Source organism: Variovorax sp. 10L426 (assembly GCF_056395305.1).
This window is the reverse complement of record NZ_JBFTJF010000003.1, coordinates 241934-268065: the sequence shown is the minus strand read 5'-3', so window position 1 is coordinate 268065 and position 26132 is coordinate 241934. Positions and strand designations below refer to the sequence as shown.

Sequence of the window (26132 nt, the reverse complement as noted above, 5' to 3'; positions counted from 1 at the left end):
TCCTCGTCCTACGCGGACTGCGATGGGCTCAGCTATTCAGAAAGAGATCGTCGACGTCGCCCGATACTGCCACCTTGCCCTGCGCCAGCAAGGCACGGTGCTTGTCGAGCCGCTTGAGATCGTAGAGGTAGTTGACCATGAGTCCGTAGGATTGCTTCAACCCCTTGGGCGACGGGTCGCCGGCCCAGTGCAGCCGCTCCACGCGCGCACCGTTGCCGAGATGGAAACGGGCGACCGGATCGACCGGCTTGCCGTCCGCGGTGGCCCGCCCGAGATACTCTGCCGCCGATTGCAGCAGCAGTTGCCGCACCGGCGACCTCGCATCGAGCGCGTTGGCATCGTCGGCGGCCGCCAGAAATCGTTCCGCCGTGGGCGGCAGCGAGCCGACGACGCGGCCGAGTTCGGTGGACCGCTTTTCGTCGAGGCGTCCGACCATGCCCGCCGCGTTCTTGCCGAGCCAGGCCCGAAAGCCGGGGATCGGCGAGAGCGTCGCGAAGGTCTTCAGGCGCGGAAGCTCTTCCTGCAGGGTCTCGACCACGCGCTTGATCAATGAATCGCCGAAGCTCACACCGCGCAGCCCGGTCTGCGTATTGCTGATCGAATAGAAGATCGCGGTCGTGGCCTTGTCGGGCTTGACCAGCGCGGCCGCTTCGTCGAGCAGCGGCACGATGCCCTCGCTGATGTGATCCACCAGCGCCACCTCGACGAAGATCAGCGGCGTGTTGGGAAGGCGCGGATGAAAGAAGCCGTAGCAGCGTCGGTCGCTGTCGAGCCGGTTCTTGACGTCGGCCCAGCTCTTGATGTCGTGCACCGCCTCGTACTGGATCAGCTTTTCGATCAGCGAAGCCGGTGAATCCCAGCTGATGCGCCGCAGGTCCAGGAATGCGACGTCGAACCAGGTCGAGAACAGGTTCTCGAGCTCGGCGTCGAGCGGGAGCAGCCGACGGTCGCCTTTCAGGTGCGGGAGCAATTGGGCGCGCATGTCGACCAGGAAGCGCATGCCGTCGGGATCGATCGCGAAGCGCTGGAGCAGGCGTGCGCGCGGCGAGACCAGCGCCCGGCGCAGATCGATCTCGGCCTGGCCCTCGTCGGGCGTGCCGACCGCAGCCTCGTGCAGGTCGCGCGCGCTGCTGAGCCTTTGCACATCGGGCGCGAAGCGCTCGCTCATCAGCAGCCAGATGTCGCGCCGCTCGTCGAGTTCGCGGCCGGCATACCACTGCACGACGGCGTGGGCGCGGCGCCCCGCTTCGACGTCGCTGATGCTCGGGTCGACCACCGCCTGCAGTTCGACCAGCGCGCGCCGCAGCGCCCGGGGCGCGAGGGCTTCGCCCGGTCGGCGCAAGGTCGCCTCCAGGCGTTCGGAGAGGGGCCGGGACCCCAAGGCGGACTTTCCGATTTCGGCAATGTTGGCCGGTCGCAAGCGCGAAACGTTGCGCGTGATCCAGTCGCTGGCATTCATGAGATGGGCTTGGCCTTTTGGTTGGACCGCAATGGCCCGAAAAGGCCTCGTGCTGGGGACGAGGCGCGTGAACCGGGCAGGCGGCAATCCAGAACTATTTCGGGAAACTACCCGCAATTATGGAAGCCGAAGTACCCGCGCGCATGACGCGCCTGTCGACGGTGCGGCGCCGCCTGCGTGCGCCCCCGCCGGATCAACTGCAGTTCACGATCTTGAATTCGACACGGCGGTCCAGCGCGTCGACTGCGTCGTCGGTGCCGCTTCCGATGATGTTTTCGCGGAAACCCTTGCCGCTGGGCGTGGTGCGGTCGCCGAGCGCCGTGGATTCGCTGACCAATCGCTGCTGGATGTAGCGCGCGCGCTGCATGGACAGCGTATCGTTGTAGGCCACCGACCCGGTGTGGCTGGTGTGGCCGACGATGTCCATGCAGACTTTCGCATCGGCGCTCGCCTTGGCGATTTCATGCAACCACATGGGATAGGGACCGCTGATCTTGGTCTCCGACCAGAACACCGTGCTGTTCGGATTGAACAGGAACTTGACCCCGAGTTGCTGGTTCGCGATGCCGTAGGCAACCAGCTTGCCGAAGGCTTCCTGCGCTTCCGTGGTCCGGCCGAGTTTCGCCGCACTCAGGTAGATCCCGTTGAGCACTCGCAGTTGATCGCCGATCGGCGTGCCGTTGGCGGCGTTGTATTGCGAAAACGCATCCTGGTAGCGCTCGGCGTTGTAGGCGCCGGTGGCACCCGTAATGACCGGCGCGACCGCGATGCGCTCGAAATAGTATGCGTCGGCATGCTGGCCGGGCGGCGTGGCAGTCGTGCGGATGTAGCCCTCGATGACCCGGTCCTTGGTGGGCATCGGCGTGTCCCTGTAGTAGGGCAACGGCGTGTGGTCCAGGCCTTCGTCTCGCGTCACGGAGGAGGATTGGGCAACCACGTTGCCGCTGGAAAGCTCGGTCAGCGCCAGGTTGATCTGCATCGGGCCGCGTGGCTTGTCGACTGCAAGCCGGGTCATCGTGCCCGTCAGCAGGTAGCGGGCCTTGCCCAGATTCGCGCTCTGGAAGGACAGGATCTCCAGCGAATCGAACTTCGAAGTCATCCGCTCGGTGACGCGGTCCTGGAGCATCTGCGTCGCCACGGTTTGCTGTGCGCTGCCGGCGTCGATCATCGGGTCGACCATCACGCCGCGCTTGCCGCTCATCGAGGCTGCAAAGCCCTGCGTCTGCTTGACCAGGCCATCCGTGGCCATGGCGACGGCCTCGTCGAAGGGTAGTTCGATCTTGGATGAAGTTGCCTGTGGCGTGGCGCAGCCCGCCGCCAGAAGAGCGGCAGCCGACAGGCACAGGGCTTGCGCGCAGCGCATCAAGGTCGTGGTCATCATTCACACCCCTTTCTCAATAGGGCGGCCTCGCCTGGCGTCAGCGGTCCGAGCGAGGCTCGCTGAAGGAGGTCCGTGCAATTGGACGAATGGCCTTGCGCGCTCTCGGACGGCGGCGACACCGGCTGCACCGCGATGGCGGGCAGCGCGGGCTCGGGCTCGGGTTCGGGACTGCGCGGTTCACGTCGGCTCACCTTCTGGGTTTCGGTACGCGCATGCACTGTGGTTTTCCGCGCCGGCGCAGCAGGCACCGGTGCTGCCGTGGGCTCGACGGTTGCTGTTGAAGCGCGGCTCGCCGGTGGCGGCTCGGACGGCTTCGCAGCTTCGGCGGATGGCGGCGATACGACGAGAACGGGTGCCGGCTGTGGGGGTGGTGGTTCGGGCGCCACGACCACCGGTGCCGGCGGTGCGACCTTTGCCACGGGCGGTGCGACCGGCGTCACGGCCGCCACGGGTGGTGCAGATGCAACAGGTGCCACAGGCAACGCAGGCGCAGCCGGCTTCGGTGGCGCCAAGACACCCTTCGGGGGCTGCGCAGGCATCGTCGCGACCGGGGTCGGCGTGGACGATTGGGGTATCGGGTGACGGTTTCCGAGGCGGTAGTAGGCGACCGCCGCAGCACCCAGCACCAGGAGCGCAGCCGCCAGCGCGTAGATCTTCAACCGGCTGCCGTGTCGTTGCCCCGGACTCGGCGCCTCGCGCAACGGCGGCCAATTGGAAACCGGTGCTCGGTTCCACCGCTTGATCGGTCCCGCCCAATGCAGCGCCGCACTGAGCGCCGGCACTGCTGGCGCGGGCGCAGGCTTTGGCTCTTCGGGTTCTCGCACCAGATCGAGGGGCAGCGAAAGCTCCTCCTCCAGGATTTCGTCAGCGACCGCGGGATGCCCCGTGGCGACCTGGCCACCGGGCGACTGCGTGGCGGACAGCGCATCGCCCAGCCGCACCGCGCGCGCGAGTTCCAGATCCTGCAACTGCTCGCCGCAACTCAGCATCGTCCAGAACTCGGCCGCGCTCTGCGGCCGGTTCCGCGGATGCAACGACAGCGCAGCATCCACCGCCGCCAGGAACGGCTCGCCGTAGCGGCCCCGCGCGACTTCCGACAGCGGCTTCAACTGGTCGTTCATCAGGCGCTCGATCGACGGCGTCGGCGGGTGGCCGGTGATGGCCGCATAAACGACGCCGGCCACCGCGTAGATGTCCGTCCAGGCGCCCTGCTTCATCGAAGCCACTTCGCCGTACTGCTCGATGGGCGCGAAGCCGGGCTTGAACACCACGGTCGGTGACGAGGTCATGCCGTCGATCACGCGCCGCGCGGCGCCAAAGTCGAGCAACACCGGGCCGCCGTCTGTAAGGAGGATGTTGTCGGGCGAGACATCGCGGTGGAAGCAGCTTGCCGCGTGCATGGTGCCGAGCGCGTCCAGCAAGGGACGCAGCCAGCCGCAGAGTTCCGCTTCGTCGGGCGGACGGCCGAGATTCTGGAGCGCGCGCGCGAGCGTGGGGCCTTCGTAGTACGGCATCGCCATGTAGGCGGTGCCGTTGCCCTCCCAGAAGTGCAGCACCCTGACCAGCGAGGGGTGATCGAAGCGAGCGAGGATCCGCGCCTCATTCAGGAAGCTGCGCATGCCGATGCGGAAACCTTCCCTGTGGCGCTGCGACTTGACGACGACCGCCGCCGAAACGCTGGCGCGCGAGGCGAGGATGGCCGGGAGGTATTCCTTGATGGCGACGTGCTGTTCGAGCGCGTGGTCCCAGGCCAGGTAGACGATGCCGAAGCCGCCCTCGCCGATGGGCCCGACGATCTCGTAGTCGAGCAAGCGCAGGCCTTCGGGCAGGGTGTGCGCGGTCGTTCTGTCGGCGTCGCTCCACTCCAGCGCCGATGCCTCTTGCGCATCGCGGCCGGTGATCTGGCCAGGCACGGTATAGAGATCGAGTGCCATCGCCGGGCTCTGCTTTCAGGGCATGGCGGCAGATCGCCTGCCCATTTCCCAGGTCGTGCCCCGCACGATGCAAACCAGCATTGACATGACGTCAGTTCCCCTGTCGTGAGCACCCACTCTACTGCGCACCGGACAGCGGCACATTCACCAGAAGCACTAGCCGAACGGACGCTCCACAGCCCCCGGGTCCAGAGGACTGACCATACGCTGTATGGGTCGGGAGCGGCCGCTAATCCCCTTATGCCGTCGCGGTCGCGGCGCGGCGTTGCGCAGGGGCGCTGAGATAAAGCCAGACGCCGAAGACGATCATCGGCACGCACAGCCACTGTCCCATGCTCATGTTGAGCGCGAGCAGGCCCAGGAAGTCGTCGGGTTCCCGGAAGTATTCCGCCAGGAACCGCATCACCCCATAGCCGATCAGGAACACCGCCGATACGCGGCGCTCGCGTCGTTCCTTGCGCGCATAGAGCCAAAGCAACGCGAAGAGGAGCAGGCCTTCGAGCAGGAACTGATACACCTGTGAAGGATGGCGCGGAAGCATCGAGCCGCTCTGGGGAAACACCATGCCCCACGGAAGATCGGGGCTGGAAAAGCGCCCCCAGAGCTCGCCGTTGATGAAATTGCCGACCCGCCCGGCCGCCAGCCCGGTGGGCACGCAGGGCGCGACGAAGTCCATGACCTGCCAGAACGGCCGTGCGCGCGAATGCGAGAACCACACCATCGAGCCAATCACCCCGAGCAGGCCGCCATGAAAGCTCATGCCGCCTTGCCAGACGAAGAAGATCTCCAGCGGATGGGTGAGGTAGAAGCCCGGCTTGTAGAAAAAGCAGTAGCCCAGACGGCCACCGACGATCACGCCCATCACCCCGAGAAAGAGGATGTCTTCCAGATCCTTGCGCGTCCAGGCGCCCGGCCCGGTGATGGAACGATAGGGCTCGTGCCGCAGACGGCGCGTACCGAGAAAATAGAACAGTGCGAAAGCGGCCAGGTAGGTCAGGCCATACCAGTGAATGGCGACCGGCCCGAGTTGAAGGGCGACCGGATTGATATGCGGATACATGAGCATGGACGGGATTCTCGCCTCAATGCGATGACACGCTTTGCGCCCGGACGAAGCCGACAAAGCGCTCAAGGGCCGGGTTGTCCGTGTCGGCAGGCCAGACCAGACTGGTTTCGCAGCTCGGAAGCGGCGCGGCGCTTCGGCGGCGGCCGGCCGGCTCGAACTCGCCCGCGGTGCGATACACCACGCCCGTACGCCGGAACTGCATGACGCTCCTGGGCACCCAGGCGACGCCCAGGCCGCCCCAGACGAGGTTCACGATGGTCTGCATCTGGATCGCTTCCTGTGCGATCCGCGGCACGCGCCCGGCCGCATGGTAAAGCGCGAAGATCGCATCATGCAGCGACGGCACGATGCGGCGCGGGAAGATCACCACGGGCTCGGCCAGCGCGGCCGCCAACGACAGCTTCTCGACCTTCGCCAGCGCATGCCCGGCGGGCAAGGCGAGGACCAGCGGTTCCTCCGAGACCGTGAGCCGCTCCAGGCCGGGCGGCGCGAAGCCGGGTGAATGCAGCATGAGCCCGGCGTCGATCTCGCCCCGGGAAAAGCCCTCGAGTTGCACGTCGCCGGTCGCCTCGACCAGTTCCAACGCGACCTGGGGGCACAGCAAGCGGAATTCCCTCACCCACAGCGGCAGCCGCTCGAACCCGATGGTCGACACGAAGGCCAGCCGCACGCGCCCCACCTCCCCCGCGGCGGCCGCGCGGGCGCGTGCCGGCAAGGACTGCGCCCGCGCCAGCAGGTCCCGAACGTCGGGCAGCAAAGCCTCGCCGGCCGGCGTGAGCGCCACGCGGCGCCGTGTGCGGTCGAAGAGCACCACGCCCAGCGTCTTCTCGAGCTGCGCGATCGCCTGCGTCACCGGCGGCTGCGTCATGTGCAGGCGCACGGCGGCGCGTCCGAAGTGCAATTCCTCGGCCACCGCGAGGAACTGCCGCCATACGCGCAGGTCGATGGATCCGTCATTCATATGCGGAGCATATCAATCCGACACACAAATCGGATTGGAACCAATCAATCATTCGTCCGATACTTGGCGTCCCCGATTCCCGATCACGAGACACACGATGGACACCAAACCGATCCAGATCAACCGCCGCAGCGCCAACATCGTCGAAGGCAAGAGCCGCGCGCCCAACCGGTCGATGTTCTATGCCATGGGCTACGAAGAAGGCGACTTCAAGAAGCCGATGGTCGGCGTCGCCAACGGCCACAGCACCATCACGCCCTGCAACTCGGGCCTGCAGAAGCTTGCCGACGCGGCCATCGCCGGCATCGAGGAAGCCGGCGGCAATGCACAGGTGTTCGGCACGCCCACCATCTCCGACGGCATGGCGATGGGCACCGAAGGCATGAAGTACTCGCTGGTAAGCCGCGAAGTCATCTCCGACTGCATCGAGACCTGCGTCGGCGGCCAGTGGATGGACGGCGTGCTCGTGGTCGGCGGCTGCGACAAGAACATGCCCGGCGGCATGATGGGCATGCTGCGCGCCAATGTGCCGGCGATCTACGTCTACGGCGGCACCATCCTGCCCGGCAGGTACAAGGGCCAGGACCTGAACATCGTCAGCGTGTTCGAGGCGGTCGGCCAGAACGCCGCAGGGAACATGAGCGACGAGGACCTCCGGGAAATCGAGATGCGCGCCATCCCCGGCACCGGCTCGTGCGGCGGTATGTATACCGCCAACACCATGTCGAGCGCCTTCGAGGCACTGGGCATGTCGCTGGCCTACTCGTCGACCATGGCCAACCCGCACGACGAAAAGCAGAATTCGGCCAAGGAATCGGCCAAGGTGCTCATCGAGGCGATCAAGAAAGACCTCAAGCCGCGCGACATCGTGACCAAGAAGGCCATCGAGAACGCGGTGGCCGTCATCATGGCCACCGGCGGCTCGACCAATGCGGTGCTGCACTTCCTGGCCATTGCGCACGCCGCGGAAGTGGACTGGTCAATCGACGACTTCGAGCGCATGCGCAAAAAGGTGCCGGTGATCTGCGACCTGAAGCCCAGCGGCAAGTACCTCGCGGTCGACCTGCACCAGGCGGGTGGCATTCCGCAGGTCATGAAGGTGCTCCTGAACGCCGGCCTGCTGCACGGCGACTGCATCACCATCACCGGCCAGACCATCGCCGAAGTCCTGAAGGACGTGCCGGACCAGCCGCGCGCCGACCAGGACGTGATTCGCCCCATCAACAATCCGATGTATGCCGAAGGTCATCTGGCCATCCTGAAGGGCAACCTTTCGCCCGAAGGTGCTGTTGCCAAGATCACCGGCCTGAAGAACCCGGTCATCACTGGACCGGCGCGTGTGTTCGACGACGAACAATCCGCGCTGCAGGCCATCCTCGACGGCAAGATCAAGGCAGGCGACGTGATGGTCCTGCGCTACCTCGGCCCGAAGGGCGGCCCCGGCATGCCGGAGATGCTGGCCCCCACAGGCGCACTGATCGGCGCGGGCCTCGGCGAAAGCGTGGGTCTCATCACCGACGGACGTTTCTCCGGCGGCACCTGGGGCATGGTGGTCGGCCACGTGGCGCCCGAAGCGGCGGCCGGCGGCACCATCGCGTTCGTCAACGAAGGCGATTCGATCACCATCGACGCGCACCAGCTCAAGCTCGAACTCAACGTCCCCGACGCCGAAATCGCCAAGCGCCGCGCGGCCTGGAAGGCCCCTGCCCCACGCTACACGCGCGGCGTCCAGGCCAAGTTCGCGTTCAACGCCTCCAGCGCCAGCTCAGGCGCCGTCCTCGACAAGTTCTAGCCCGCCCCCAGGTTGCCCGCACTTCGTGTCGGGCGCCCACCCCCTGCCGGGGGCAACACCAGCGGCCCGGCGGAGCCGGTTCCGCGGTGTTTCACCAACGGGCCGGGCTGCGCCGGCCGGGTGGCTGTGCCTGTGTTGTTCAGCGGCCGCCGCGACGACGGTTCGAGCGGCTGCTCAGCAGGCCTAGGTTGCTGCGTTGGCGGTCGATGCGCTCTTGCTTGCGGGCGTTTTCCTTTTCGATCACCTTGCGCTTGGTGTAGCCCGACGCATCGGCCCACGCCCACCACGCGACAGCGAGCGCGAACGGGATCAAGACGATCCACCAGCTCAATGTGGCGACAAAGCCGACCTCGAGCAATTTGAGCGCTACACCGAGCAGGCCCAGCATCAGAAACCACATCGCGAACTCCTCCGTCGTTCTCATGGCGCGTCGAACAAGAGCGTCCACCGCTCTCCCTACAATCGCGCTGGATCGACTTTAACGCACCCACGCGATTGAACTTCATGAAAAAAGTGCTCCTTGTCACGGTGCTCGGCCTCGGCTGTGCGGCACCCGCCCTGGCCGATCTGGCGCTGGCCACATCGAAGAACTGCATGAGCTGCCACGCCGTCGATCGCAAGGTGTTGGGGCCGTCCTTCCAGGACGTCGCCGTCAAGTACAAGGACAACAAGGGCGCGGTCGACCTGCTCGCCACCAAGATCATGAAGGGCGGCTCTGGCGTCTGGGGCCCGGTCCCCATGCCCGCCAACAATCAGGTCAACGAGGCCGACGCGAAGAAGCTGGCAGCCTGGATCCTGACGACGAAGTAGCCGCCGATCAGACGGCCGGCGGCATGCCCGCTGCGGAAGCCGCCGACCGGCGATCGAAGCGATCTTCCAACTGGCCGATGTGGGCCGCGAGCGTGTTGTCCGTCTGATCGGACCGCAGCTTGATGGCCGTCTCGAGTTGCTCCACCCGCGCGAGCAATGCGGCATGCCGTTCGGCATTGCGCGTCATGTGGGCGTTCTCCTGGGCTTCGAGGAAGTTCCGCAGCTCCGTGAAGCGCGAGGCCTCCGCCTTGTCCGCGAGATCGCGCTGGGTTTGCATTTCCTTCGTATGCCGGCGCGTCTCGATCAGGATCGAGCTTTGCAGGTAGACGACATAGACCGCGAAGAAGACGCCCAGCAATGCCGTCAGCCCCAGCATGATCAGCCCGAAGGGCGCCGTGACCTGCATGAAGCCGATCGACATCGTGGTCGGGGCGATGATGAGGCCCCAGTTCAACGCAGCCAGTGCCGCAATCAGCAGCACGACCACCAGCAATACACCTGTTCTGACTCCCATGACCTGCTCCCGTTGTGATGGATTGGAGAGGTCGTTTGTACCCCATGCGGGGTGGACTCAATAGGCCTGCCCCAACTGCTCCAGGATGGCGGGGTTCTCCAGCGTGGATGTGTCCTGCGTGATCGCCTCGCCCTTGGCGATGCTGCGCAACAGCCGCCGCATGATCTTGCCGCTGCGCGTCTTCGGGAGGTTCTCGCCGAAGCGGATGTCCTTGGGCTTGGCGATCGGCCCGATCTCCTTCGCCACCCAGTTGCGCAGGTCCGCGGCGATCTGCTTGGCCTCCTCCCCGCTGGGACGGCCACGCTTGAGCACGACAAAGGCGCAGACGGCCTCGCCCGTCAGATCGTCGGGCCGGCCAACCACGGCCGCTTCCGCCACCAGATCGGTCTTGGCCACGAGCGCGGATTCGATCTCCATCGTGCCGAGCCGATGGCCCGACACGTTGAGCACGTCATCGATGCGTCCGGTGATGCGGAAGTAGGCCCGGTCGGGACTGCGCACTGCGCCGTCGCCGGCCAGGTAGATCGTGCCGCCCATTTCTTCGGGGAAGTAGCTCTTCTTGAAGCGCTCGGGATCGTTCCAGATCGTGCGAATCATCGAAGGCCATGGCCGCTTGATGACCAGCATGCCGCCGCCGCCATTCGGAATGTCCTTGCCGGTTTCATCGACGATCGCCGCCATGATGCCCGGCAACGGCAGCGTGCACGAACCCGGCACCAAGGGCGTGGCGCCCGGCAACGGCGTGATGACGTGGCCGCCCGTTTCGGTTTGCCAGAAGGTGTCGACGACGGGGCACTTCTCGCCGCCGACATTGCGGAAGTACCACATCCAGGCTTCCGGATTGATGGGCTCGCCCACGGTGCCGAGGATGCGCAGGGAGGAAAGGTCCCAGTTCTTCGGGTGCACCTTCTCGTCGCTGTCCGCGGCCTTGATGAGCGAGCGGATCGCTGTCGGCGCGGTGTAGAAGATCGACACCTTGTGCTTCTCGATCATCTGCCAGAAGCGGCCCGCGTGCGGAAAGGTCGGGATGCCTTCGAACACCACCTGCGTGGCGCCCGCCGCGAGAGGGCCATAGGCGACGTAGGTGTGGCCGGTGATCCAGCCGATGTCGGCGGTGCACCAGAAGATGTCCTCCGGGCGGATGTCGAAGGTCCAGTCCATCGTGAGCTTGGCCCACAGCAGATAGCCGCCGGTCGCGTGCTGCACGCCCTTGGGCTTGCCTGTCGAGCCGGATGTGTAGAGGATGAACAGCGGATGCTCGGCACCGACCGGAACCGGCGGGCAGTCGGTGCTCTGGCCCTTGAGCGCCTCGTCGAAAGTCTGGTCGCGCCCCGCCACCATGTTGCAGGCCGTCGCCGTGCGCTGGAACACCAGCACCGTCTTGATCGACTCGCAACCGCCAAGCGCAATGCCGTCGTCCACGATGGCCTTCAGCGGGAGTTCCTTGCCGCCGCGCAACTGGAAGTTCGCGGTGATGACCGCCACCGCACCGGCGTCGATGATCCGCTCCTGCAGTGCCTTGGCCGAGAAGCCGCCGAAGACAACGCTGTGAGTGGCACCGATGCGGGCGCAGGCCTGCATCGCGACCACGCCTTCGATGGTCATCGGCATGTAGATGATGACGCGGTCGCCCTTCTTGATGCCCTGCGACTTCAGCGCGTTGGCAAACTGCGAAACGCGCGCCAGCAGTTCCTTGTAGGTGACCTTGGTGACCGCGCCGTCGTCGGCTTCGAAGACGATGGCGGTCTTGTTCTCGACCGGTGTGCCGATGTGCTTGTCGAGGCAGTTGGCCGAGGCGTTGAGTTCGCCGTCGTCGAACCACTTATAGAAGGGCACGTTGGATTCGTCGAGCGTGCGCGTGAAAGGCTTGGTCCACACCACATTGGCGCGGGCCTGGCGCGCCCAGAAACCCTCGAAGTCGTCCGCGGCTTCCTTGCACAGCGCCTCGTACGCGGCCATGCTGGCGATGCGCGCGCCCTTGCTGGCGCGGGCATCCGGCGGAAACACCCGGTTTTCGACCAGGACGGATTCGATCGTGGAAGTGCTGCTCATTCCTTTGTCTCCTTTACCAACTGCGGTCAAACTTCGATCAGGTGCGATGCAGGTTTGAAATGTCAGCGCCCGCACTTACGGACGACTGACGCCAGATGCCACATGGTAGCGAGGGGATCGTCACACTGCCGACGACCTCACCCCCCTAGAATCCCGCGTTTTGCAGTCGTTCACGAAGTTATCCGACCGTCTTCGATGTCAAACCCCGATCAATTTCCCCCGACAGCCGGCAAGGCTTCGCCGCTTCGCCCGCTGCCCAACATGATCTTCGCGAGCCGGTGGCTGCAGCTGCCGCTCTACCTGGGGCTGATCGTCGCCCAGGCCATGTATGTGGTGCACTTCCTGGTCGAGCTCACACACCTCGTGCAGGCCGGCTTCGGCAGCACGGACGCGCTCCAGGCGCTGGTCAACGGTATCGGCTACAAGAGCAGTGCGCCGGTCACCTCGCTCAACGAGACCGTCATCATGCTGGTCGTGCTGGCGTTGATCGACGTCGTGATGATCTCGAACCTGCTGATCATGGTCATCGTCGGCGGCTACGAGACCTTCGTGAGCCGCATGAACCTCGAAGGCCACCGCGACCAGCCTGAATGGCTGAGCCATGTCAATGCATCGGTGCTCAAGGTGAAGCTGGCAACCGCCATCATCGGCATCAGCTCGATCCACCTGTTGAAGACCTTCATCAACGCGGACAACTACACGGACCGGGTGCTGATCGCGCAAACGGCGATCCACATTACCTTCCTGCTTTCCGCAATGGCGGTCGCGGTGACCGACCGGCTGATGCTGCCGGCGCCAGCGAACGACGATCACTGACGCCGCCGCCCGCCGCGGGAGCTACCTTCCGGTCATCTGCTCAGGCACCACCCACTGGTCGAATTGTTCCGCTGTCAGGTGCCCCGAGGCGATCGCCGCCTCGCGCAGGCTGGAGCCTTCCTTGTGCGCCTTCTTGGCGATGAATGCGGCCTTGTCGTAGCCGATGTGCGTGTTGAGCGCAGTCACCAACATCAATGAACGTTGAACCAGCTCGGTGATGCGCTCGCGATTCGGCTCGATGCCTGCGGCGCAGTGGTCGTTGAAACTCACCATCCCATCGGCCAGCAGGCGCACGCTCTGGAGAAAGTTGTGCGCAACCATCGGACGGAAGACGTTGAGTTCGAAATTACCCGACGCGCCGCCGATGTTGATGGCGACGTCGTTCCCGAACACCTGCGCGGCGAGCATCGTGACAGCCTCGCTCTGCGTGGGATTGACCTTGCCCGGCATGATGGACGAACCGGGTTCGTTCTCGGGAATGCTCAACTCGCCGATACCGCTGCGCGGGCCGCTCGCGAGCCAGCGCACATCGTTGGCGATCTTGTTCATGCTGGCAGCCAGCGTTTTCAGCGCACCGTGCGCATGCACCAGCGCATCCACCGAAGCCATGGCTTCGAACTTGTTCGGAGCGGTCACGAAAGGCAGCCCGGTGAGCTTTGCCAGTTCGGCCGCGACCTGCTCGGCGTAGCCCTTGGGTGCATTGAGTCCGGTGCCCACCGCCGTTCCGCCCAACGCGAGTTCACACAGGTGCGGCAGCGTGGCACGTACGTGCGCCTCGCCGTGGGCAAGTTGCGCGGCGTAGCCCGAGAACTCCTGGCCAAGGGTGAGCGGCGTCGCGTCCTGGAGGTGGGTGCGCCCGATCTTCACGATGTCCGCGAAGTCCTTCGACTTCTTGTCGAGCGTCGCACGCAGCTTCGCAATCGCCGGCAACAGCTTGTGGGTGATCGCCTCGACGGCCGCCACATGCATGGCCGTCGGAAACACGTCGTTGGACGACTGGCTGCGGTTCACATCGTCGTTGGGGTGCACGAGCCGCCCTTCTCCGCGCTCGCCGCCCAGCAGTTCGCTTGCGCGGTTCGCCAGCACCTCGTTCACGTTCATGTTGGTTTGCGTGCCCGAGCCGGTCTGCCAGACGACCAGCGGAAATTCGCCGGGATGCTTGCCGCCGATGACCTCGTCGGCCGCCGCGACGATGGCCTTGGTCTTCTTCTCGTCCTGCAGTCCGAGTGCGTGGTTCACAACGGCCGAGGAGCGCTTGACTTGTGCGAGGGCTCGAATGATTTCGCGCGGCTGATGTTCGCCGGAAATGTCGAAGTTCTGCAGCGAGCGCTGGGTCTGCGCGCCCCACAGCTTGTCAGCCGGCACCTCGATCGGGCCGAAGGTGTCGCGTTCGATGCGGGTCTTGGCGGATGTCGTCATGTGAAAGGCCCCTTGGGTCGGAGTCGAAAAGGCCATCGTACAAGGCCATCGGGAACCCGTACCTGCAAGCCATGGCCACGGCGCGGATAATTGCCGGGTTTGTCTGCCACCCCACCCCCACGAAATCGCCATGACCATCATTCAGCAAGCCGACCTGATCGAGTCGGTTTCCGCAGCGCTCCAGTACATCAGCTACTACCACCCGACTGACTACATCGCCCACCTCGCCAAGGCCTACGAGCGGGAGCAAAGCCCCGCGGCCAAGGATGCGATGGCGCAGATCCTGACCAACAGCAAGATGAGCGCCACGGGCCATCGCCCGATCTGCCAGGACACGGGCATCGTCAACGTGTTCCTCAAGGTCGGCATGGACGTCCGCTGGGGCGGCTTCACCGGCAGCCTCGAAGACGCCGTCAATGAAGGTGTGCGCCAGGGCTACAACCATCCCGACAACATGCTGCGCGCCTCGGTCGTGGCGGATCCGCAGTTCGACCGCAAGAACACCAAGGACAACACGCCGGCGGTGATCTTCACCGAGATCGTTCCCGGCGACACGGTTGAAGTCACCGTCGCAGCCAAGGGCGGCGGCAGCGAGAACAAAAGCAAGCTCGTGATGCTGAACCCCGGCGACAGCGTCGTCGACTGGGTGCTCAAGACCGTGCCGACGATGGGCGCCGGCTGGTGCCCGCCCGGCATGCTGGGCATCGGCATCGGCGGCACCGCCGAAAAGGCCGCGCTGATGGCCAAGGAAAGCCTGATGGACGACCTCGACATGCACGAGCTGCAAGCCAAGAAGGCTTCCGGCGCCGAGCTGACAAAGGTCGAAGCGCTGCGCATCGAGCTCTACGAGAAGGTCAACGCGCTCGGCATCGGCGCGCAGGGCCTGGGCGGCCTCTCCACCGTGCTCGACATCAAGATCAAGATGTACCCGACGCACGCCGCAAGCAAGCCTGTGGCGATGATCCCGAACTGCGCCGCGACCCGCCACGCGCATTTCGTGCTCGACGGCTCGGGGCCTGTCTACCTCGAAGCACCGTCGCTCGACCTCTGGCCGAAGATCGACTGGGCGCCCGACTACAACAAGAGCAAGCGCGTCGATCTCGACAAGCTCACCCCGGCCGAAGTCGCAAGTTGGAAGCCCGGCGACACCCTGCTGCTCAACGGCAAGATGCTGACCGGCCGCGATGCCGCGCACAAGCGCATTTCGGACATGCTCGCCAAGGGCGAGAAGCTCCCGGTGGACTTCACCAACCGCGTGATCTACTACGTCGGCCCGGTCGATCCCGTCAGGGACGAGGCCGTCGGCCCCGCCGGCCCGACCACCGCCACGCGCATGGACGGCTTCACTGAAATGATGCTGGCCAAGACCGGCCTGATCGCCATGATCGGCAAGGCCGAGCGTGGCCCGGTCGCCATCGAGGCCATCAAGAAGCACAAGAGCGCCTACCTGATGGCGGTCGGCGGTGCCGCGTACCTCGTGAGCAAGGCCATCAAGACCGCCAAGGTCGTCGGCTTCGCCGACCTCGGCATGGAAGCGATCTACGAATTCGACGTTGTCGACATGCCGGTGACGGTGGCAGTCGATGCCGGCGGCACCAGCGCCCACATCACTGGGCCGGCCGAGTGGCAAAAGCGCATCGCCAGCGGCGAATTCAAGACGATCACGCTGGAACCGGCTTGAACGCAGCGACGGTCGATGTTGGCGCTGGCGCCGATCGGCCGATCGGTGTGTTCGACAGCGGTGTCGGCGGACTGAGCGTTCTCAATGCGCTCCGCGACGAGTTGCCGAATGAGCGATTCGTCTACTTCGCGGATACCGCCCACGCGCCGTACGGCGAGCGCGGCGACGCCTTCGTCGGCGACCGAACCCGCACGGTCGCGCGCTACCTGCTGGACCAGCATCGGATCAAGGCGCTCGTCGTCGCCTGCAACACGGCGACGGCCGCCGCAATCCACCATTTGCGCGCCGAGCATTCAACGCTGCCGGTCGTCGGCGTCGAACCGGCCCTCAAGCCCGCGGTGGCGCTGAGCAAGACGAGGCATATCGCCGTCATTGCGACGCGCGTGACACTGGAAAGCCGAAAGTTCGAGGCGCTGCGCACCTCTTTCGATGCGCAGGCGACATTCAGCATCGTTCCATGCGACGGCCTCGCAGGCGCCATCGAACGCGCCGACGCCACTCGCATCATCGCTCTGTGCGAGAAATACCTCGGCGCCGCGGGCAGTTTTGGCGGGCAGCCCGAGGAGATCGATACGCTGGTTCTCGGCTGCACGCACTACCCGTTCATCACCGACACCTTACGGCGCTTTACGGGCGATGCGGTGAGCTTCATCGATACCGGCGCGCCGGTGGCGCAGCAGACGCGCCGGCTGCTGGAACGGTCCGGCCAGCTCACCGAACAAGGGACCGGTACGGTCACGTTGCTCAGCAGCGCGGCCCCCGAATCGCTCGATGCAGCGGCAGCGCGCTGGCTGACACACCCTGCCGGGCGAGCGAGCCTCGCCCGGACTCACGACGCGGCAACGGCCTGAGCCAGTTCACGCATGCGCCGCGCATTCATCATTGCCGGGCTCCTCGGATTCTTTTGCATCGCCGGGCATGCCGCTTGCGATACCGGCCTCGCGGAGCGCATGCATGCCAAGCTGCATCCGAAGCGCGTCCTTGACCACGAACGCGCCGTGTGCGAGCCGTGGAGGGGCTTGCCGGGCCGCTATATCGTCGTACTGCCCATGCCGCGACCGGGCTCGGCGCCCGACGTCACACAGTTCGACCTCGACGTGCTGGTCGTCCAGCAAGCCGACAACGGCAACACCGAGCGCGCAAAGATTGTCAGCCGGCTCCTCGACGAGGCCGCGTTGACCGAGGACGCCGTGCGTATCGCCGAGATCCGCGTCGACACCGCTCGCTATGCGCTGGCGCCCGACGCGCGCGCATTCGGCTTGAGGGTGCTCCGCCAGGGGTCTTCGCGGGCGAACCCCTACGCCAGCGAGGTGCTGTCGCTGTACCTGCCGCAGGGCGCAAAACTCACCAAGGTGCTCGATGGGCTCGAAATGACCCTTGACCGCGGCGAGTGGGACACCAACTGCACAGGCAGCTTCGAGACGGTCCGCGGCACCCTCTCGGTCATGCACAGCGCGAGCAACGGGAACGCCGATCTCATGCTGCGCCAGGCACGCTCCGAAAGCCAGTCGCTTCTCCAGGGCGAGGAATGCGTGAGCCAACAGCTTCCGACGAAGTTCAAGTCGACGCTGTTGCGCTATGACGGCACGGTTTATCGCGCATCGAAACGGACGACGTCGGACTGACGCCTGAATTCAAGCGCGCAAGGCTGCCTCGCGGCCACGCCGCATGTCGATCGGCAAAAGCATCACGAGGCCGGCAACGAACAACACCGTCGTCGCGAGAATCGCGATCCGCTGGTTGCCGCCGGTCATCCAGGTGATGGCGCCGTAGCTCAACGGCCCGACGATGCTGGCCAGGCGCGTCGCGAATGTCCACAGGCCGAAGAATTCGGCGAGTTGGCGCGGCGGCGCAAGCACGCCCGTCATCGCCCGGCCGGCTGACTGGCTCGATCCCATCGCAAGACCCGCGATCGAGGCGGCCAACCAGAAACCACCCTTGGTCGTCACCGAGGCGGCGATCAGGCACACCGCGATCCAGGCGACGAGCGTTCCCGCCAGCGAACGCTTGTGGCCCAGGCGATCCTGCCAGTAGCCGAACACGAATGCGCCGAGCGCCGCCGCAATGTTGAGCACGAAGATCAGCACCATGGTTTCGCTGGGGACGAAACCGATCACTTGCTCGGCATAGATGGCCGCCAGCGTGATCGCGACGGCCACGCCGCCTTGATAGGAAACCGTGCAGGCGAGAAGCCACATGAAGTCTCGGTACGCGCGGGCCTCACGAAACGTGCTCCGCAACTGCTGCCACGCGTTCTGCGCAGCCTGGCCGGACTGAGGGAGCGCGCGCTCTGGCAGCAAGACGAAGGTGGCGCACGCTGCAACGCCGTAGAGCGCCGCGGTAATGAGCATCGTGACGGGCACGAAATGCGCGGCGGGCAAACCCCTGGCTTGCGCCCAGAGTACATAAGCCAGGCACAAACCCAGCGCCAGCATCCCACCCAGATAGCCGAAAGCCCATCCCCAGCCGCTGACCTTGCCCATGCCTTCGGCGGTCGCGAGCTCAGGCAGGAACGCGCCAGTGAGCGATTCGCCGTACGAGTAGAACGTGTTGGAGATGATCACCAGCGCCATAGCCAGTACCACCCCCTGCAAGCCGACAACACGCGGGGTCAAGGCCAGTGCCGCAGTGCCGATCACGCAGCCCACGGTGGAGAACACCAGCACGCGCTTCTTGGCCGCCTGCAGGTCAGCCCAGGCACCGATGGCCGGCATGGTCACCATCACGATCGCGTAGGAGATGCTTAGCGCTACCGTCCACGCAAACGCGCCCCAGGCGGCGCCCTGAGTGATGCCACCGACGAAGTAGGCGGCGAACACCGCGGTGATGACAACGGTCGTGTAGCCCGAATTCGCGAAGTCGTACATGGCCCAGCCGAACACTTCGCGCTTGCGCACGCCGGGCTGGAGGGCGGACTGGGGGAATAGGGCCAAGCGACGTCTCCGTTGTAAAGATCGCCGCCGAGCATAGCGGAGCGGCCTGACCGCTCCATGTCGCAGACGCTTGCCTAGTGCAGGTGACGCGGGCGACGGCCGCCACCATGACCGCCGCTACCGGCCCCACCGGTGCCGCCGCGCGGGCGTTTTCCGATTTCGAGCGAGTTCACCAGCGCGTCGAAACGATCGCCGAAGAGCTTGTCGATCTCGGCCACCACGCCGCCGAGTTCGGCACCGTCGAAGTGACGTTCCATCAGGTTCACGACGTCTTCCACGAGCAGGTCGCGTTGGACCTGCATGATCGCGGCGGGATTGGGGCCGACGAACAGCATCAGGAAGTCGTCGCGCGACTCCTGTTCGGGGTCGCCTTCCTCCTCGTCGAAGTCGGTGTCGTAGAAGGTGACTTCGAGCGCCGCGCCCTGCTCCGCGAGCTCATTGAGAGCCATGCACATCTCGTCGAGCGCCTGGCGGAAATCCTCGTCGCCGGCGACGGTCCAGCAGATCTGGAGCATGTGCTCTTTCTGCTCGAAGCGGATACCCGGCTCTTCTTCGTAGACGCTGGTCGCGCCATCGGCCAGCGAGCGCGCACCGGCATATTTCCAAAGCGGCTTCAGCGCTTCCTGGATCTGCTCGAAACTCACATCCGAACGCAGCGGCACATCGCCATGCACATGGATTTCGAACGGAGCGTTATAGCGAGGCATGTCTTGCTCCCTTGTAGTGTGGTGGTGCCCGGAACCGGGGTCGAACCGGTACGCCCCTTATGCAGGAAGCGGCGGATTTTAAGTCCGATGTGTCTACCAATTTCACCATCCGGGCTTCCGGTCGGACGTCGACGATACCCCAAATGAAAACAGTCCCGACAACGTTGATTGGCGGGACTGTGGTTTCGGCATTGGATTCGGTGGAGGCGCGACCCGGAGTCGAACCGGGCTAGACGGATTTGCAATCCGTTGCATAACCGCTTTGCTATCGCGCCACTCTCGTTGCCGAGATTTCGAAGTCGTAGAAATCAGCGAAAAAAAGGGAAGCCTGCGCTTCCCTTTTTTCAAAACTTGGAGCGGGAAAAGAGTCTCGAACTCTCGACCTCAACCTTGGCAAGGTTGCGCTCTACCAACTGAGCTATTCCCGCGTTTCGAGCCTCGAATTATAGAGCATTTTTTCGAGGTCTCGCAACTCGCACGCATCAGTGTTTGATCGAACCTTCAGCTGGTCGCGCAGCGCGTTGCTTGGCAAGTTCGGCCACTGCAGCCGCAGAGGCCGCGACCTCTTCGTCGGACAGCGGCGTCGGCGTCTTCTCGAGCGCAATTTCCAGCACCTTGTCGATCCACTTCACCGGCACGATCTCGAGGCCGTTCTTCACGTTCTCGGGAATGTCCTGCAGATCCTTCGCGTTTTCTTCGGGGATCAACACGGTCTTGATGCCACCACGCAAAGCGGCGAGCAACTTCTCCTTCAGTCCGCCAATCGCCGTGACTTCACCGCGCAAGGTGATCTCGCCGGTCATCGCGACATCAGCGCGAACCGGAATGCCGGTGAGCGCCGACACGAAAGCCGTCGTCATCGCAGCGCCCGCGCTCGGGCCGTCCTTGGGTGTAGCACCGTCGGGCACGTGGATGTGAATGTCGCGCTTTTCGAACACCTCGTCCTTGATGCCGAGTCGACCGGCCCTGCTGCGCACCACGGTGCGTGCGGCTTCGACCGATTCCTTCATGACATCGCCGAGCGAACCGGTGCGGCTGATGACGCCCTTGCCAGGCATCGTGACGGCTTCGATGGTGAGCAGGTCACCGCCGACTTCGGTCCATGCCAACCCGACCACCTGTCCCACCTGGTTTTGCTTCTCGGCCAGGCCGAAGGTGTACTTGCGCACACCCAGAAAGTCGTTGAGGTTCTCGCCGTTGACGACAACCTGCGGCACCATCTTCTTGAGCAGCAGGCCCTTGACCACCTTGCGGCAGATCTTCGAGAGCTCGCGCTCGAGCGAACGCACGCCCGCTTCACGCGTGTAGTAGCGCACGATGTCGCGCACTGCCTCTTCGGCAATGAGGAGTTCCTCTTCCTGCACGCCGTTGTTCTTCATCTGCTTGGGCAGCAGATACTTCAGCGCGATGTGTGTCTTCTCGTCTTCGGTGTAGCCCGCGAGGCGAATGACTTCCATCCGGTCCAGCAGCGCCGGCGGGATGTTCATCGAGTTCGACGTCGCGACGAACATCACGTCGCTCAGGTCGAAGTCGACTTCGACATAGTGATCGCCGAAGGTGTGGTTCTGCTCCGGGTCGAGCACTTCAAGCAGCGCGCTCGACGGGTCGCCACGGAAGTCCGTGCCCAGCTTGTCGATCTCGTCGAGCAGGAACAGCGGATTGCGCGTGCCGACCTTGTTCAGGCTTTGCAGCACCTTGCCCGGCAGTGCGCCGATGTAGGTGCGACGGTGGCCGCGAATCTCGGCTTCGTCACGCATGCCGCCCAGCGCCATGCGCGTGTACTTGCGGCCAGTCGCCTTGGCGATCGACTGCCCGAGCGAGGTCTTGCCCACGCCCGGTGGCCCGACGAGGCACAGGATCGGCGCCTTGACCTTGTCGACGCGTTGTTGCACCGCGAGATATTCAAGAATGCGGTCCTTGACCTTCTCGAGTCCGTAGTGGTCCTCGTTGAGGACTTCCTCGGCATGCGCGAGGTCGTGCTTGATCTTGGTCTTCTTGCTCCAGGGCAGGCCGACCAACACGTCGATGTAGTTGCGCACCACCGTCGCCTCGGCCGACATCGGCGACATCAGCTTGAGCTTCTTGAGTTCGCTCTCCGCCTTCTTGAGCGCTTCCTTGGGCATCTTGGCGAGCTTGATCTTCTTCTCGATCTCCTCGATGTCCGCGCCCTCTTCGCCTTCGCCAAGCTCCTTCTGGATCGCCTTGACCTGCTCGTTCAGGTAGAAGTCGCGCTGGTTCTTTTCCATCTGGCGCTTCACGCGCCCGCGGATCTTCTTGTCGACGTTGAGGATGTCGACCTCACGCTCCAGTTGGCCAAAGAGGTTTTCCAGGCGCGCCTTGATGTCGTCGAGGTCCAGCACGGCCTGCTTGTTGTCGAGCTTCAAGGGCAAGTGGGCCGCGATGGTGTCCGCGAGGCGGCCCGGATCGTCGATGCTCGAGATCGACGTGAGGATCTCCGGCGGGATCTTCTTGTTGAGCTTCACGTACTGGTCGAACTGCTGCATCACAGCGCGGCGAAGCGCTTCGACTTCGGTGCCCTTCTGAGGCGCGATGTCACCCAGTTCGACCGGCGTCACGTTGGCAGAGAAATGCGTTTCGCTGTCGTCGATGCGGTTGACGCGTGCACGCTGCTGGCCCTCGACCAGCACCTTCACGGTACCGTCGGGCAGCTTCAGCATCTGCAGGATGGTCGAGACGCAACCGACCTCGAACATGTCTTCGACCGAAGGCTCGTCCTTGGCTGCAGCTTTCTGTGCCACCAACATGATGCGGCGCTCCGCTTCCATGGCGAGTTCCAGCGCCTTGATGCTCTTGGGACGACCCACGAACAGCGGGATGACCATGTGAGGGAACACGACCACATCGCGCAGCGGAAGCAACGGCAGATCGAGTTCGGTAGCAGGCAGGGGGGTATGACCGGACATGGGAATCCTTTACTTGATCATGGAAAGATGGTCGGCCGCGCGCGCTTTTCAAGCCCGCGGGCGCAGTATTCGTCGAAGACGCCGGACGCCTGTCTCGCAGCGGCCGGCCGGGCGGTCATCAAGCCTTCTTCGCGGCTTCGCGATAGACGAGCAGCGGCGGCTTGTTCTCGTCGATCGTGGATTCTTCGACCACCACCTTGTCGACGTTGGTCGCATTCGGCAGTTCGAACATGGTGTCGATCAGGGACTGTTCCAGGATCGAACGCAGCCCCCGCGCGCCTGTCTTGCGTGCGAGCGCCTTGCGCGCAATCGCCTTGAGCGCCGCAGGACGGATTTCGAGGTCTACGCCTTCCATTTGCAGCAGCTTGGTGAACTGCTTGACGACGGCGTTCTTGGGCTCGGTGAGGATCTGGACCAGCGCGTCCTCGCTAAGCTCGGCCAGCGATGCCACGACGGGCATGCGCCCCACGAGTTCGGGGATGAGGCCGAACTTGATCAGGTCTTCGGGTTCGACTTCGCGGAACACCTCGGTCAGACTGCGCTGCTTCTTGCTCTTGACCGACGCGCCGAAGCCGATGCCTGAGGCTTCCGTGCGGTTTTCGATCACCTTTTCGAGCCCCGCGAACGCGCCGCCGCAGATGAACAGGATGTTGGTCGTATCGATCTGCAGGAAGTCCTGGTTGGGATGCTTCCGGCCGCCCTGAGGCGGCACGCTGGCCATCGTGCCTTCGATCAGCTTCAGCAGGGCTTGCTGCACGCCCTCGCCCGAGACATCGCGTGTGATCGAGGGGTTGTCCGACTTGCGCGAGATCTTGTCGATTTCGTCGATGTAGACGATGCCGCGCTGCGCGCGCTCGACCTCGTAGTTGCAGCTTTGCAGCAGCTTCTGGATGATGTTCTCGACGTCCTCGCCGACGTAGCCGGCTTCGGTCAGGGTCGTCGCATCCGCCATGACGAAGGGGACATCGAGCATGCGGGCGAGCGTTTGCGCCAGCAGCGTCTTGCCCGATCCGGTCGGGCCGATCAGCAGGATGTTGCTCTTGCTGAGTTCGACGTCATCGCCCTTGGACTTTTCCTTGTGCCGCAGACGCTTGTAGTGGTTGTAGACGGCGACCGACAGCATCCGCTTGGCCGGTTCCTGGCCGATCACGTAGTTGTCGAGGTTGGCCTTGATCTCGAGCGGCGTGGGCAGGTCGTTGCGCGCTTCGCGCGATTCCTCGCCGGCCGGGAGCTCGTCACGAATGATCTCGTTGCAAAGATCGATGCATTCGTCGCAAATAAAGACCGAAGGCCCCGCGATCAGCTTTTTGACCTCGTGCTGACTCTTCCCGCAGAACGAGCAGTAAAGCGTTTTTTCGCTGGAGGAGCCTTTTTTTTCGGCCATGGACAAATGCCTCGTAACTGGGGTTTAACAATGATAGCGAAACAAAAACGGCGTTCCCCGTGTGGGAAAACGCCGTTGTTGCTCGGGCGCCTCAGCGGCGGCGATCAGCTGCGCTTGGCGATCACTTGGTCGATCAGGCCGTATTCCTTGGATTCGTCGGCGGTCAGGAAGTAGTCGCGCTCGGTATCGCGGGCGATTTTCTCGAACGACTGGCCGGTCCTGTCCGCCAGGATGCGGTTCATCTGCTCGCGGGTCTTCAGGATGTCGCGTGCGTGGATCTCGATGTCCGTGGCCTGGCCGCGGGCGCCGCCCAGCACCTGGTGGATCATGATCTTCGAGTTCGGCAGCGAGAACCGCTTGCCCTTTTCCCCTGCCGCCAGCAGGAAGGCGCCCATGCTGGCTGCGAAGCCGATGCACAGCGTGGACACATCAGGCTTGATGAACTGCATGGTGTCGTAGATCGCCATGCCCGCGCTCACGCTACCGCCGGGGGAGTTGATGTAGAACGAGATGTCCTTGTCCGGGTTTTCGCTCTCGAGGAACAGCAACTGCGCCACCACGAGATTGGCGGTCTGGTCGTTGACTTCGCCGACCAGGAAGATCACGCGCTCCTTGAGCAGGCGCGAATAGATGTCGTACGAACGCTCGCCACGGCCTGACTGCTCGATGACCATCGGAACCAAGCCGAGGCCTTGAATATCTTGTGCGCTCATGTTTTGCTCTCCAGAGGGGGTTGTACTGTACCCAAACGAAATGGGGCTCGTGCCACAAAGCACAAGCCCCATGGATTGCAGCCTGTGCCGGCCGTGATCAGCCCTGTTGGGCCATCAGTTCGTCGAAGGACACGGACTTGTCGTTGACCTTGACCTTGCCGAGCACGAAATCCGTCACATTGTTCTCGATCACGACGGCTTCGACCTCGGCCAGACGGCGGTTGTCGCTGAAATACCAACGCACCACGTCGGCCGGCTTCTCGTAGCTGGCCGCCAGTTCGTCGATGTGGGCCTTGATCTGCTCGGGCTTGGCTTGCAGATTGTTGGCGCGCACCAGTTCGGCCACGACGAGGCCCAGGCGCACGCGGCGCTCGGCTTGCGGGCGGAACACGTCGTCGGGGATCGGCGCCTTGTCGGCATCCTTGATGCCGCGCTGCTTGAGTTCGGCGCGGGCGCCTTCGATCATGCGGTCGACTTCGGCCTGGACGCTCGACTTGGGCAGGTCGAGTTCGGCATTGGCGACGAGCGCGTCCATGACAGCGGTCTTGTTGCGCGCCAGGAGGCGGAACTTGACTTCACGCTCCAGGTTTTTCTTGATGTCGGCGCGCAGGCCTTCGACCGTGGCGTCGGCGATGCCGAGCGACTTGGCAAGTTGCTCGTTGACTTCAGGGAGGTTCGAAGCCTCGATCTTCTTCACGGTGACCATGAAGTCGGCTTGCTTGCCGGCCACGTCCTTGCCGTGATAGTCGGCGGGGAACGAGAGCGGGAAGGTGCGGCTGTCGCCTGCCTTCAGGCCGCGGACGGCGTCTTCGAATTCCTTCAGCATCTGGCCTTCGCCGACGATGAACTGGAAGTCGTCGGCCTTGCCGCCCTGGAAGGGCTCGCCGTCGATCTTGCCTTCGAAGTCGACGGTGACGCGGTCGTTGTCCTGCACGGCTGCGTCCTGGGCACGCTGGGCGAAGGTACGACGCTGCTTGCGCAGGATGTCGAGCGTCTTGTCGATGGCGTCGTCGCCGACTTCGGCGCTGAGCTTTTCGACTTCGGCGGCGGACAGGTCGTTGATCTTGACGTCCGGAAAGACTTCGAAGATCGCGTCGAAGGCGAGCTGGCCTTCGGGCGAACCTTCTTTTTCGGTGATGCGGGGCTGGCCGGCCACACGCAGCTTGGCCTCGTTCGCGGCCTGCGAGAAGGCCTCGCCGACCTTGTCGTTCATGACCTCATAGTGAACCGAGTAGCCGTAGCGCTGGGCCACGACGTTCATCGGCACCTTGCCGGGCCGGAAGCCGTCCATCTTGACGGTGCGGGCCAGCTTCTTGAGGCGCGAATCGACCTCGGACTGGATGGTGCCGACGGGCAAGGTCAGCGTGATCTTGCGTTCGAGCTTGTCGAGGGTTTCAACATTCACGGTCATTTTCTGTCTTCCTGGTGAGGGGTCGCCTTGGGCTGGTGCGCGGGGCCGGACTCGAACCGGCACGCCATTGCTGGCGTCAGGACCTAAACCTGGTGCGTCTACCAATTTCGCCACCCGCGCGGTCCGAAGTTCAACGAAAAACGGGCGGTCCTCCATGCAGACCACCCGCTCGAAA

At 64.4% G+C, this 26132-nt stretch carries 21 protein-coding genes and 4 tRNA genes; 6 read left to right on the top strand and 19 right to left on the bottom strand.

From position 1 onward, the window contains the following. Window positions 1-28 precede the first annotated feature (28 nt). From AC1DHL_RS05875 to AC1DHL_RS05855, 5 genes are all read right to left on the bottom strand, one after another. Window positions 29-1459, bottom strand: coding sequence for a malonyl-CoA decarboxylase (locus tag AC1DHL_RS05875; RefSeq protein ID WP_478161263.1), 1431 nt, complete (start codon window positions 1457-1459; stop codon window positions 29-31). 193 nt (window positions 1460-1652) lie between these two features. Further along, window positions 1653-2840: an OmpA family protein gene (locus AC1DHL_RS05870; protein ID WP_478161261.1), complete on the bottom strand. Its 1188-nt coding sequence runs from the start codon at window positions 2838-2840 to the stop codon at window positions 1653-1655. Next, window positions 2837-4774, bottom strand: coding sequence for a serine/threonine protein kinase (locus AC1DHL_RS05865; RefSeq protein WP_478161260.1), 1938 nt, complete (start codon window positions 4772-4774; stop codon window positions 2837-2839). Before AC1DHL_RS05865 ends, AC1DHL_RS05870 begins: the two co-directional genes overlap by 4 nt. Window positions 4775-5012: 238 nt before the next feature. Then, complete coding sequence (gene lgt, locus AC1DHL_RS05860; protein ID WP_478101364.1) at window positions 5013-5840, bottom strand: prolipoprotein diacylglyceryl transferase; 828 nt, start codon at window positions 5838-5840, stop codon at window positions 5013-5015. A 16-nt stretch (window positions 5841-5856) separates the two neighbouring features. After that, a complete protein-coding gene (locus tag AC1DHL_RS05855) occupies window positions 5857-6801 on the bottom strand; it encodes a LysR family transcriptional regulator (RefSeq protein ID WP_478101366.1) in 945 nt (314 codons plus the stop codon). A gap of 97 nt (window positions 6802-6898) precedes the next feature. On the opposite strand from AC1DHL_RS05855, the gene ilvD reads away from it, so the two are divergent. Then, window positions 6899-8593 (top strand): dihydroxy-acid dehydratase, encoded by a 1695-nt coding sequence (gene ilvD, locus AC1DHL_RS05850; protein ID WP_478101367.1) that lies wholly within the window; start codon window positions 6899-6901, stop codon window positions 8591-8593. Between the two features lie 139 nt (window positions 8594-8732). On the opposite strand, the gene AC1DHL_RS05845 is transcribed toward ilvD, so the two are convergent. Beyond that, window positions 8733-8993 (bottom strand): TIGR04438 family Trp-rich protein, encoded by a 261-nt coding sequence (locus AC1DHL_RS05845; protein WP_478161426.1) that lies wholly within the window; start codon window positions 8991-8993, stop codon window positions 8733-8735. A gap of 104 nt (window positions 8994-9097) precedes the next feature. Here AC1DHL_RS05845 and AC1DHL_RS05840 point away from each other — a divergent pair, with 104 nt between their 5' ends. Beyond that, window positions 9098-9403 carry a c-type cytochrome gene (locus AC1DHL_RS05840; RefSeq protein ID WP_478161258.1) on the top strand — a complete coding sequence of 102 codons (306 nt, stop codon included), beginning with the start codon at window positions 9098-9100 and terminating at the stop codon, window positions 9401-9403. A gap of 7 nt (window positions 9404-9410) precedes the next feature. On the opposite strand, the gene AC1DHL_RS05835 is transcribed toward AC1DHL_RS05840, so the two are convergent. Continuing rightward, complete coding sequence (locus AC1DHL_RS05835) at window positions 9411-9917, bottom strand: LapA family protein (protein WP_478101370.1); 507 nt, start codon at window positions 9915-9917, stop codon at window positions 9411-9413. A gap of 57 nt (window positions 9918-9974) precedes the next feature. Beyond that, window positions 9975-11969, bottom strand: a complete 1995-nt coding sequence (acs, locus tag AC1DHL_RS05830; RefSeq protein ID WP_478161256.1) for an acetate--CoA ligase — start codon at window positions 11967-11969, stop codon at window positions 9975-9977. Between the two features lie 195 nt (window positions 11970-12164). Between acs and AC1DHL_RS05825 the strand changes: the two genes are divergently transcribed. Continuing rightward, a complete protein-coding gene (locus AC1DHL_RS05825; RefSeq protein WP_478101373.1) occupies window positions 12165-12785 on the top strand; it encodes a YqhA family protein in 621 nt (206 codons plus the stop codon). 21 nt (window positions 12786-12806) lie between these two features. Here the strand turns inward: AC1DHL_RS05825 and fumC are convergent, their stop codons facing one another. Further along, window positions 12807-14204: a class II fumarate hydratase gene (gene fumC / locus AC1DHL_RS05820; RefSeq protein ID WP_478101374.1), complete on the bottom strand. Its 1398-nt coding sequence runs from the start codon at window positions 14202-14204 to the stop codon at window positions 12807-12809. A gap of 130 nt (window positions 14205-14334) precedes the next feature. Between fumC and AC1DHL_RS05815 the strand changes: the two genes are divergently transcribed. From AC1DHL_RS05815 to AC1DHL_RS05805, 3 genes are read left to right on the top strand one after another with little or no spacing between them, the layout of a single operon-like run. After that, the gene (locus tag AC1DHL_RS05815; RefSeq protein ID WP_478101376.1) at window positions 14335-15885 is read left to right on the top strand and encodes a fumarate hydratase; all 1551 of its coding nucleotides are present in this window, start codon (window positions 14335-14337) and stop codon (window positions 15883-15885) included. Beyond that, the gene (gene murI / locus AC1DHL_RS05810; RefSeq protein ID WP_478161254.1) at window positions 15882-16736 is read left to right on the top strand and encodes a glutamate racemase; all 855 of its coding nucleotides are present in this window, start codon (window positions 15882-15884) and stop codon (window positions 16734-16736) included. The genes AC1DHL_RS05815 and murI overlap by 4 nt, the downstream gene beginning before the upstream one ends. 12 nt (window positions 16737-16748) lie before the next feature. Then, on the top strand, window positions 16749-17510 hold the full coding sequence (locus tag AC1DHL_RS05805) for a PA3715 family protein (RefSeq protein ID WP_478161252.1): 762 nt from the start codon (window positions 16749-16751) through the stop codon (window positions 17508-17510). A 9-nt stretch (window positions 17511-17519) separates the two neighbouring features. On the opposite strand, the gene AC1DHL_RS05800 is transcribed toward AC1DHL_RS05805, so the two are convergent. The 10 genes from AC1DHL_RS05800 to AC1DHL_RS05755 form a co-directional block, all read right to left on the bottom strand. Continuing rightward, a complete protein-coding gene (locus tag AC1DHL_RS05800; RefSeq protein WP_478161250.1) occupies window positions 17520-18818 on the bottom strand; it encodes an MFS transporter in 1299 nt (432 codons plus the stop codon). 74 nt (window positions 18819-18892) lie between these two features. Beyond that, on the bottom strand, window positions 18893-19525 hold the full coding sequence (locus tag AC1DHL_RS05795) for a DUF6806 family protein (RefSeq protein ID WP_478101384.1): 633 nt from the start codon (window positions 19523-19525) through the stop codon (window positions 18893-18895). 22 nt (window positions 19526-19547) lie between these two features. Then, a tRNA-Leu gene (locus AC1DHL_RS05790) sits at window positions 19548-19640 on the bottom strand. Between the two features lie 86 nt (window positions 19641-19726). Next, a tRNA-Cys gene (locus AC1DHL_RS05785) sits at window positions 19727-19800 on the bottom strand. Between the two features lie 77 nt (window positions 19801-19877). Next, window positions 19878-19953, bottom strand: a tRNA-Gly gene (locus AC1DHL_RS05780). 54 nt (window positions 19954-20007) lie between these two features. After that, window positions 20008-22449: an endopeptidase La gene (gene lon, locus AC1DHL_RS05775; protein ID WP_478101386.1), complete on the bottom strand. Its 2442-nt coding sequence runs from the start codon at window positions 22447-22449 to the stop codon at window positions 20008-20010. 118 nt (window positions 22450-22567) lie between these two features. Then, window positions 22568-23833: an ATP-dependent Clp protease ATP-binding subunit ClpX gene (gene clpX, locus AC1DHL_RS05770; RefSeq protein ID WP_478101388.1), complete on the bottom strand. Its 1266-nt coding sequence runs from the start codon at window positions 23831-23833 to the stop codon at window positions 22568-22570. 104 nt (window positions 23834-23937) lie between these two features. Further along, window positions 23938-24546, bottom strand: a complete 609-nt coding sequence (gene clpP / locus AC1DHL_RS05765) for an ATP-dependent Clp endopeptidase proteolytic subunit ClpP (RefSeq protein ID WP_478101390.1) — start codon at window positions 24544-24546, stop codon at window positions 23938-23940. A 97-nt stretch (window positions 24547-24643) separates the two neighbouring features. Beyond that, entirely contained in the window at window positions 24644-25957 is a 1314-nt protein-coding gene (gene tig / locus AC1DHL_RS05760) for a trigger factor (protein WP_478101392.1), read from the bottom strand. A gap of 33 nt (window positions 25958-25990) precedes the next feature. Beyond that, window positions 25991-26077 (bottom strand) — tRNA-Leu (locus AC1DHL_RS05755). Window positions 26078-26132: the final 55 nt, after the last annotated feature.

What these genes read in the sequence shown, in the direction of transcription:
- AC1DHL_RS05875 (WP_478161263.1), bottom strand. Translation starts at nt 1,459, where the DNA reads ATGAATGCCAGCGACTGGATCACGCGCAACGTTTCGCGCTTGCGACCG.
- AC1DHL_RS05870 (WP_478161261.1), bottom strand. Translation starts at nt 2,840, where the DNA reads ATGATGACCACGACCTTGATGCGCTGCGCGCAAGCCCTGTGCCTGTCG.
- AC1DHL_RS05865 (WP_478161260.1), bottom strand. Translation starts at nt 4,774, where the DNA reads ATGGCACTCGATCTCTATACCGTGCCTGGCCAGATCACCGGCCGCGAT.
- lgt (WP_478101364.1), bottom strand. Translation starts at nt 5,840, where the DNA reads ATGCTCATGTATCCGCATATCAATCCGGTCGCCCTTCAACTCGGGCCG.
- AC1DHL_RS05855 (WP_478101366.1), bottom strand. Translation starts at nt 6,801, where the DNA reads ATGAATGACGGATCCATCGACCTGCGCGTATGGCGGCAGTTCCTCGCG.
- ilvD (WP_478101367.1), top strand. Translation starts at nt 6,899, where the DNA reads ATGGACACCAAACCGATCCAGATCAACCGCCGCAGCGCCAACATCGTC.
- AC1DHL_RS05845 (WP_478161426.1), bottom strand. Translation starts at nt 8,993, where the DNA reads ATGTGGTTTCTGATGCTGGGCCTGCTCGGTGTAGCGCTCAAATTGCTC.
- AC1DHL_RS05840 (WP_478161258.1), top strand. Translation starts at nt 9,098, where the DNA reads ATGAAAAAAGTGCTCCTTGTCACGGTGCTCGGCCTCGGCTGTGCGGCA.
- AC1DHL_RS05835 (WP_478101370.1), bottom strand. Translation starts at nt 9,917, where the DNA reads ATGGGAGTCAGAACAGGTGTATTGCTGGTGGTCGTGCTGCTGATTGCG.
- acs (WP_478161256.1), bottom strand. Translation starts at nt 11,969, where the DNA reads ATGAGCAGCACTTCCACGATCGAATCCGTCCTGGTCGAAAACCGGGTG.
- AC1DHL_RS05825 (WP_478101373.1), top strand. Translation starts at nt 12,165, where the DNA reads ATGTCAAACCCCGATCAATTTCCCCCGACAGCCGGCAAGGCTTCGCCG.
- fumC (WP_478101374.1), bottom strand. Translation starts at nt 14,204, where the DNA reads ATGACGACATCCGCCAAGACCCGCATCGAACGCGACACCTTCGGCCCG.
- AC1DHL_RS05815 (WP_478101376.1), top strand. Translation starts at nt 14,335, where the DNA reads ATGACCATCATTCAGCAAGCCGACCTGATCGAGTCGGTTTCCGCAGCG.
- AC1DHL_RS05805 (WP_478161252.1), top strand. Translation starts at nt 16,749, where the DNA reads ATGCGCCGCGCATTCATCATTGCCGGGCTCCTCGGATTCTTTTGCATC.
- AC1DHL_RS05795 (WP_478101384.1), bottom strand. Translation starts at nt 19,525, where the DNA reads ATGCCTCGCTATAACGCTCCGTTCGAAATCCATGTGCATGGCGATGTG.
- lon (WP_478101386.1), bottom strand. Translation starts at nt 22,449, where the DNA reads ATGTCCGGTCATACCCCCCTGCCTGCTACCGAACTCGATCTGCCGTTG.
- clpX (WP_478101388.1), bottom strand. Translation starts at nt 23,833, where the DNA reads ATGGCCGAAAAAAAAGGCTCCTCCAGCGAAAAAACGCTTTACTGCTCG.
- clpP (WP_478101390.1), bottom strand. Translation starts at nt 24,546, where the DNA reads ATGAGCGCACAAGATATTCAAGGCCTCGGCTTGGTTCCGATGGTCATC.
- tig (WP_478101392.1), bottom strand. Translation starts at nt 25,957, where the DNA reads ATGACCGTGAATGTTGAAACCCTCGACAAGCTCGAACGCAAGATCACG.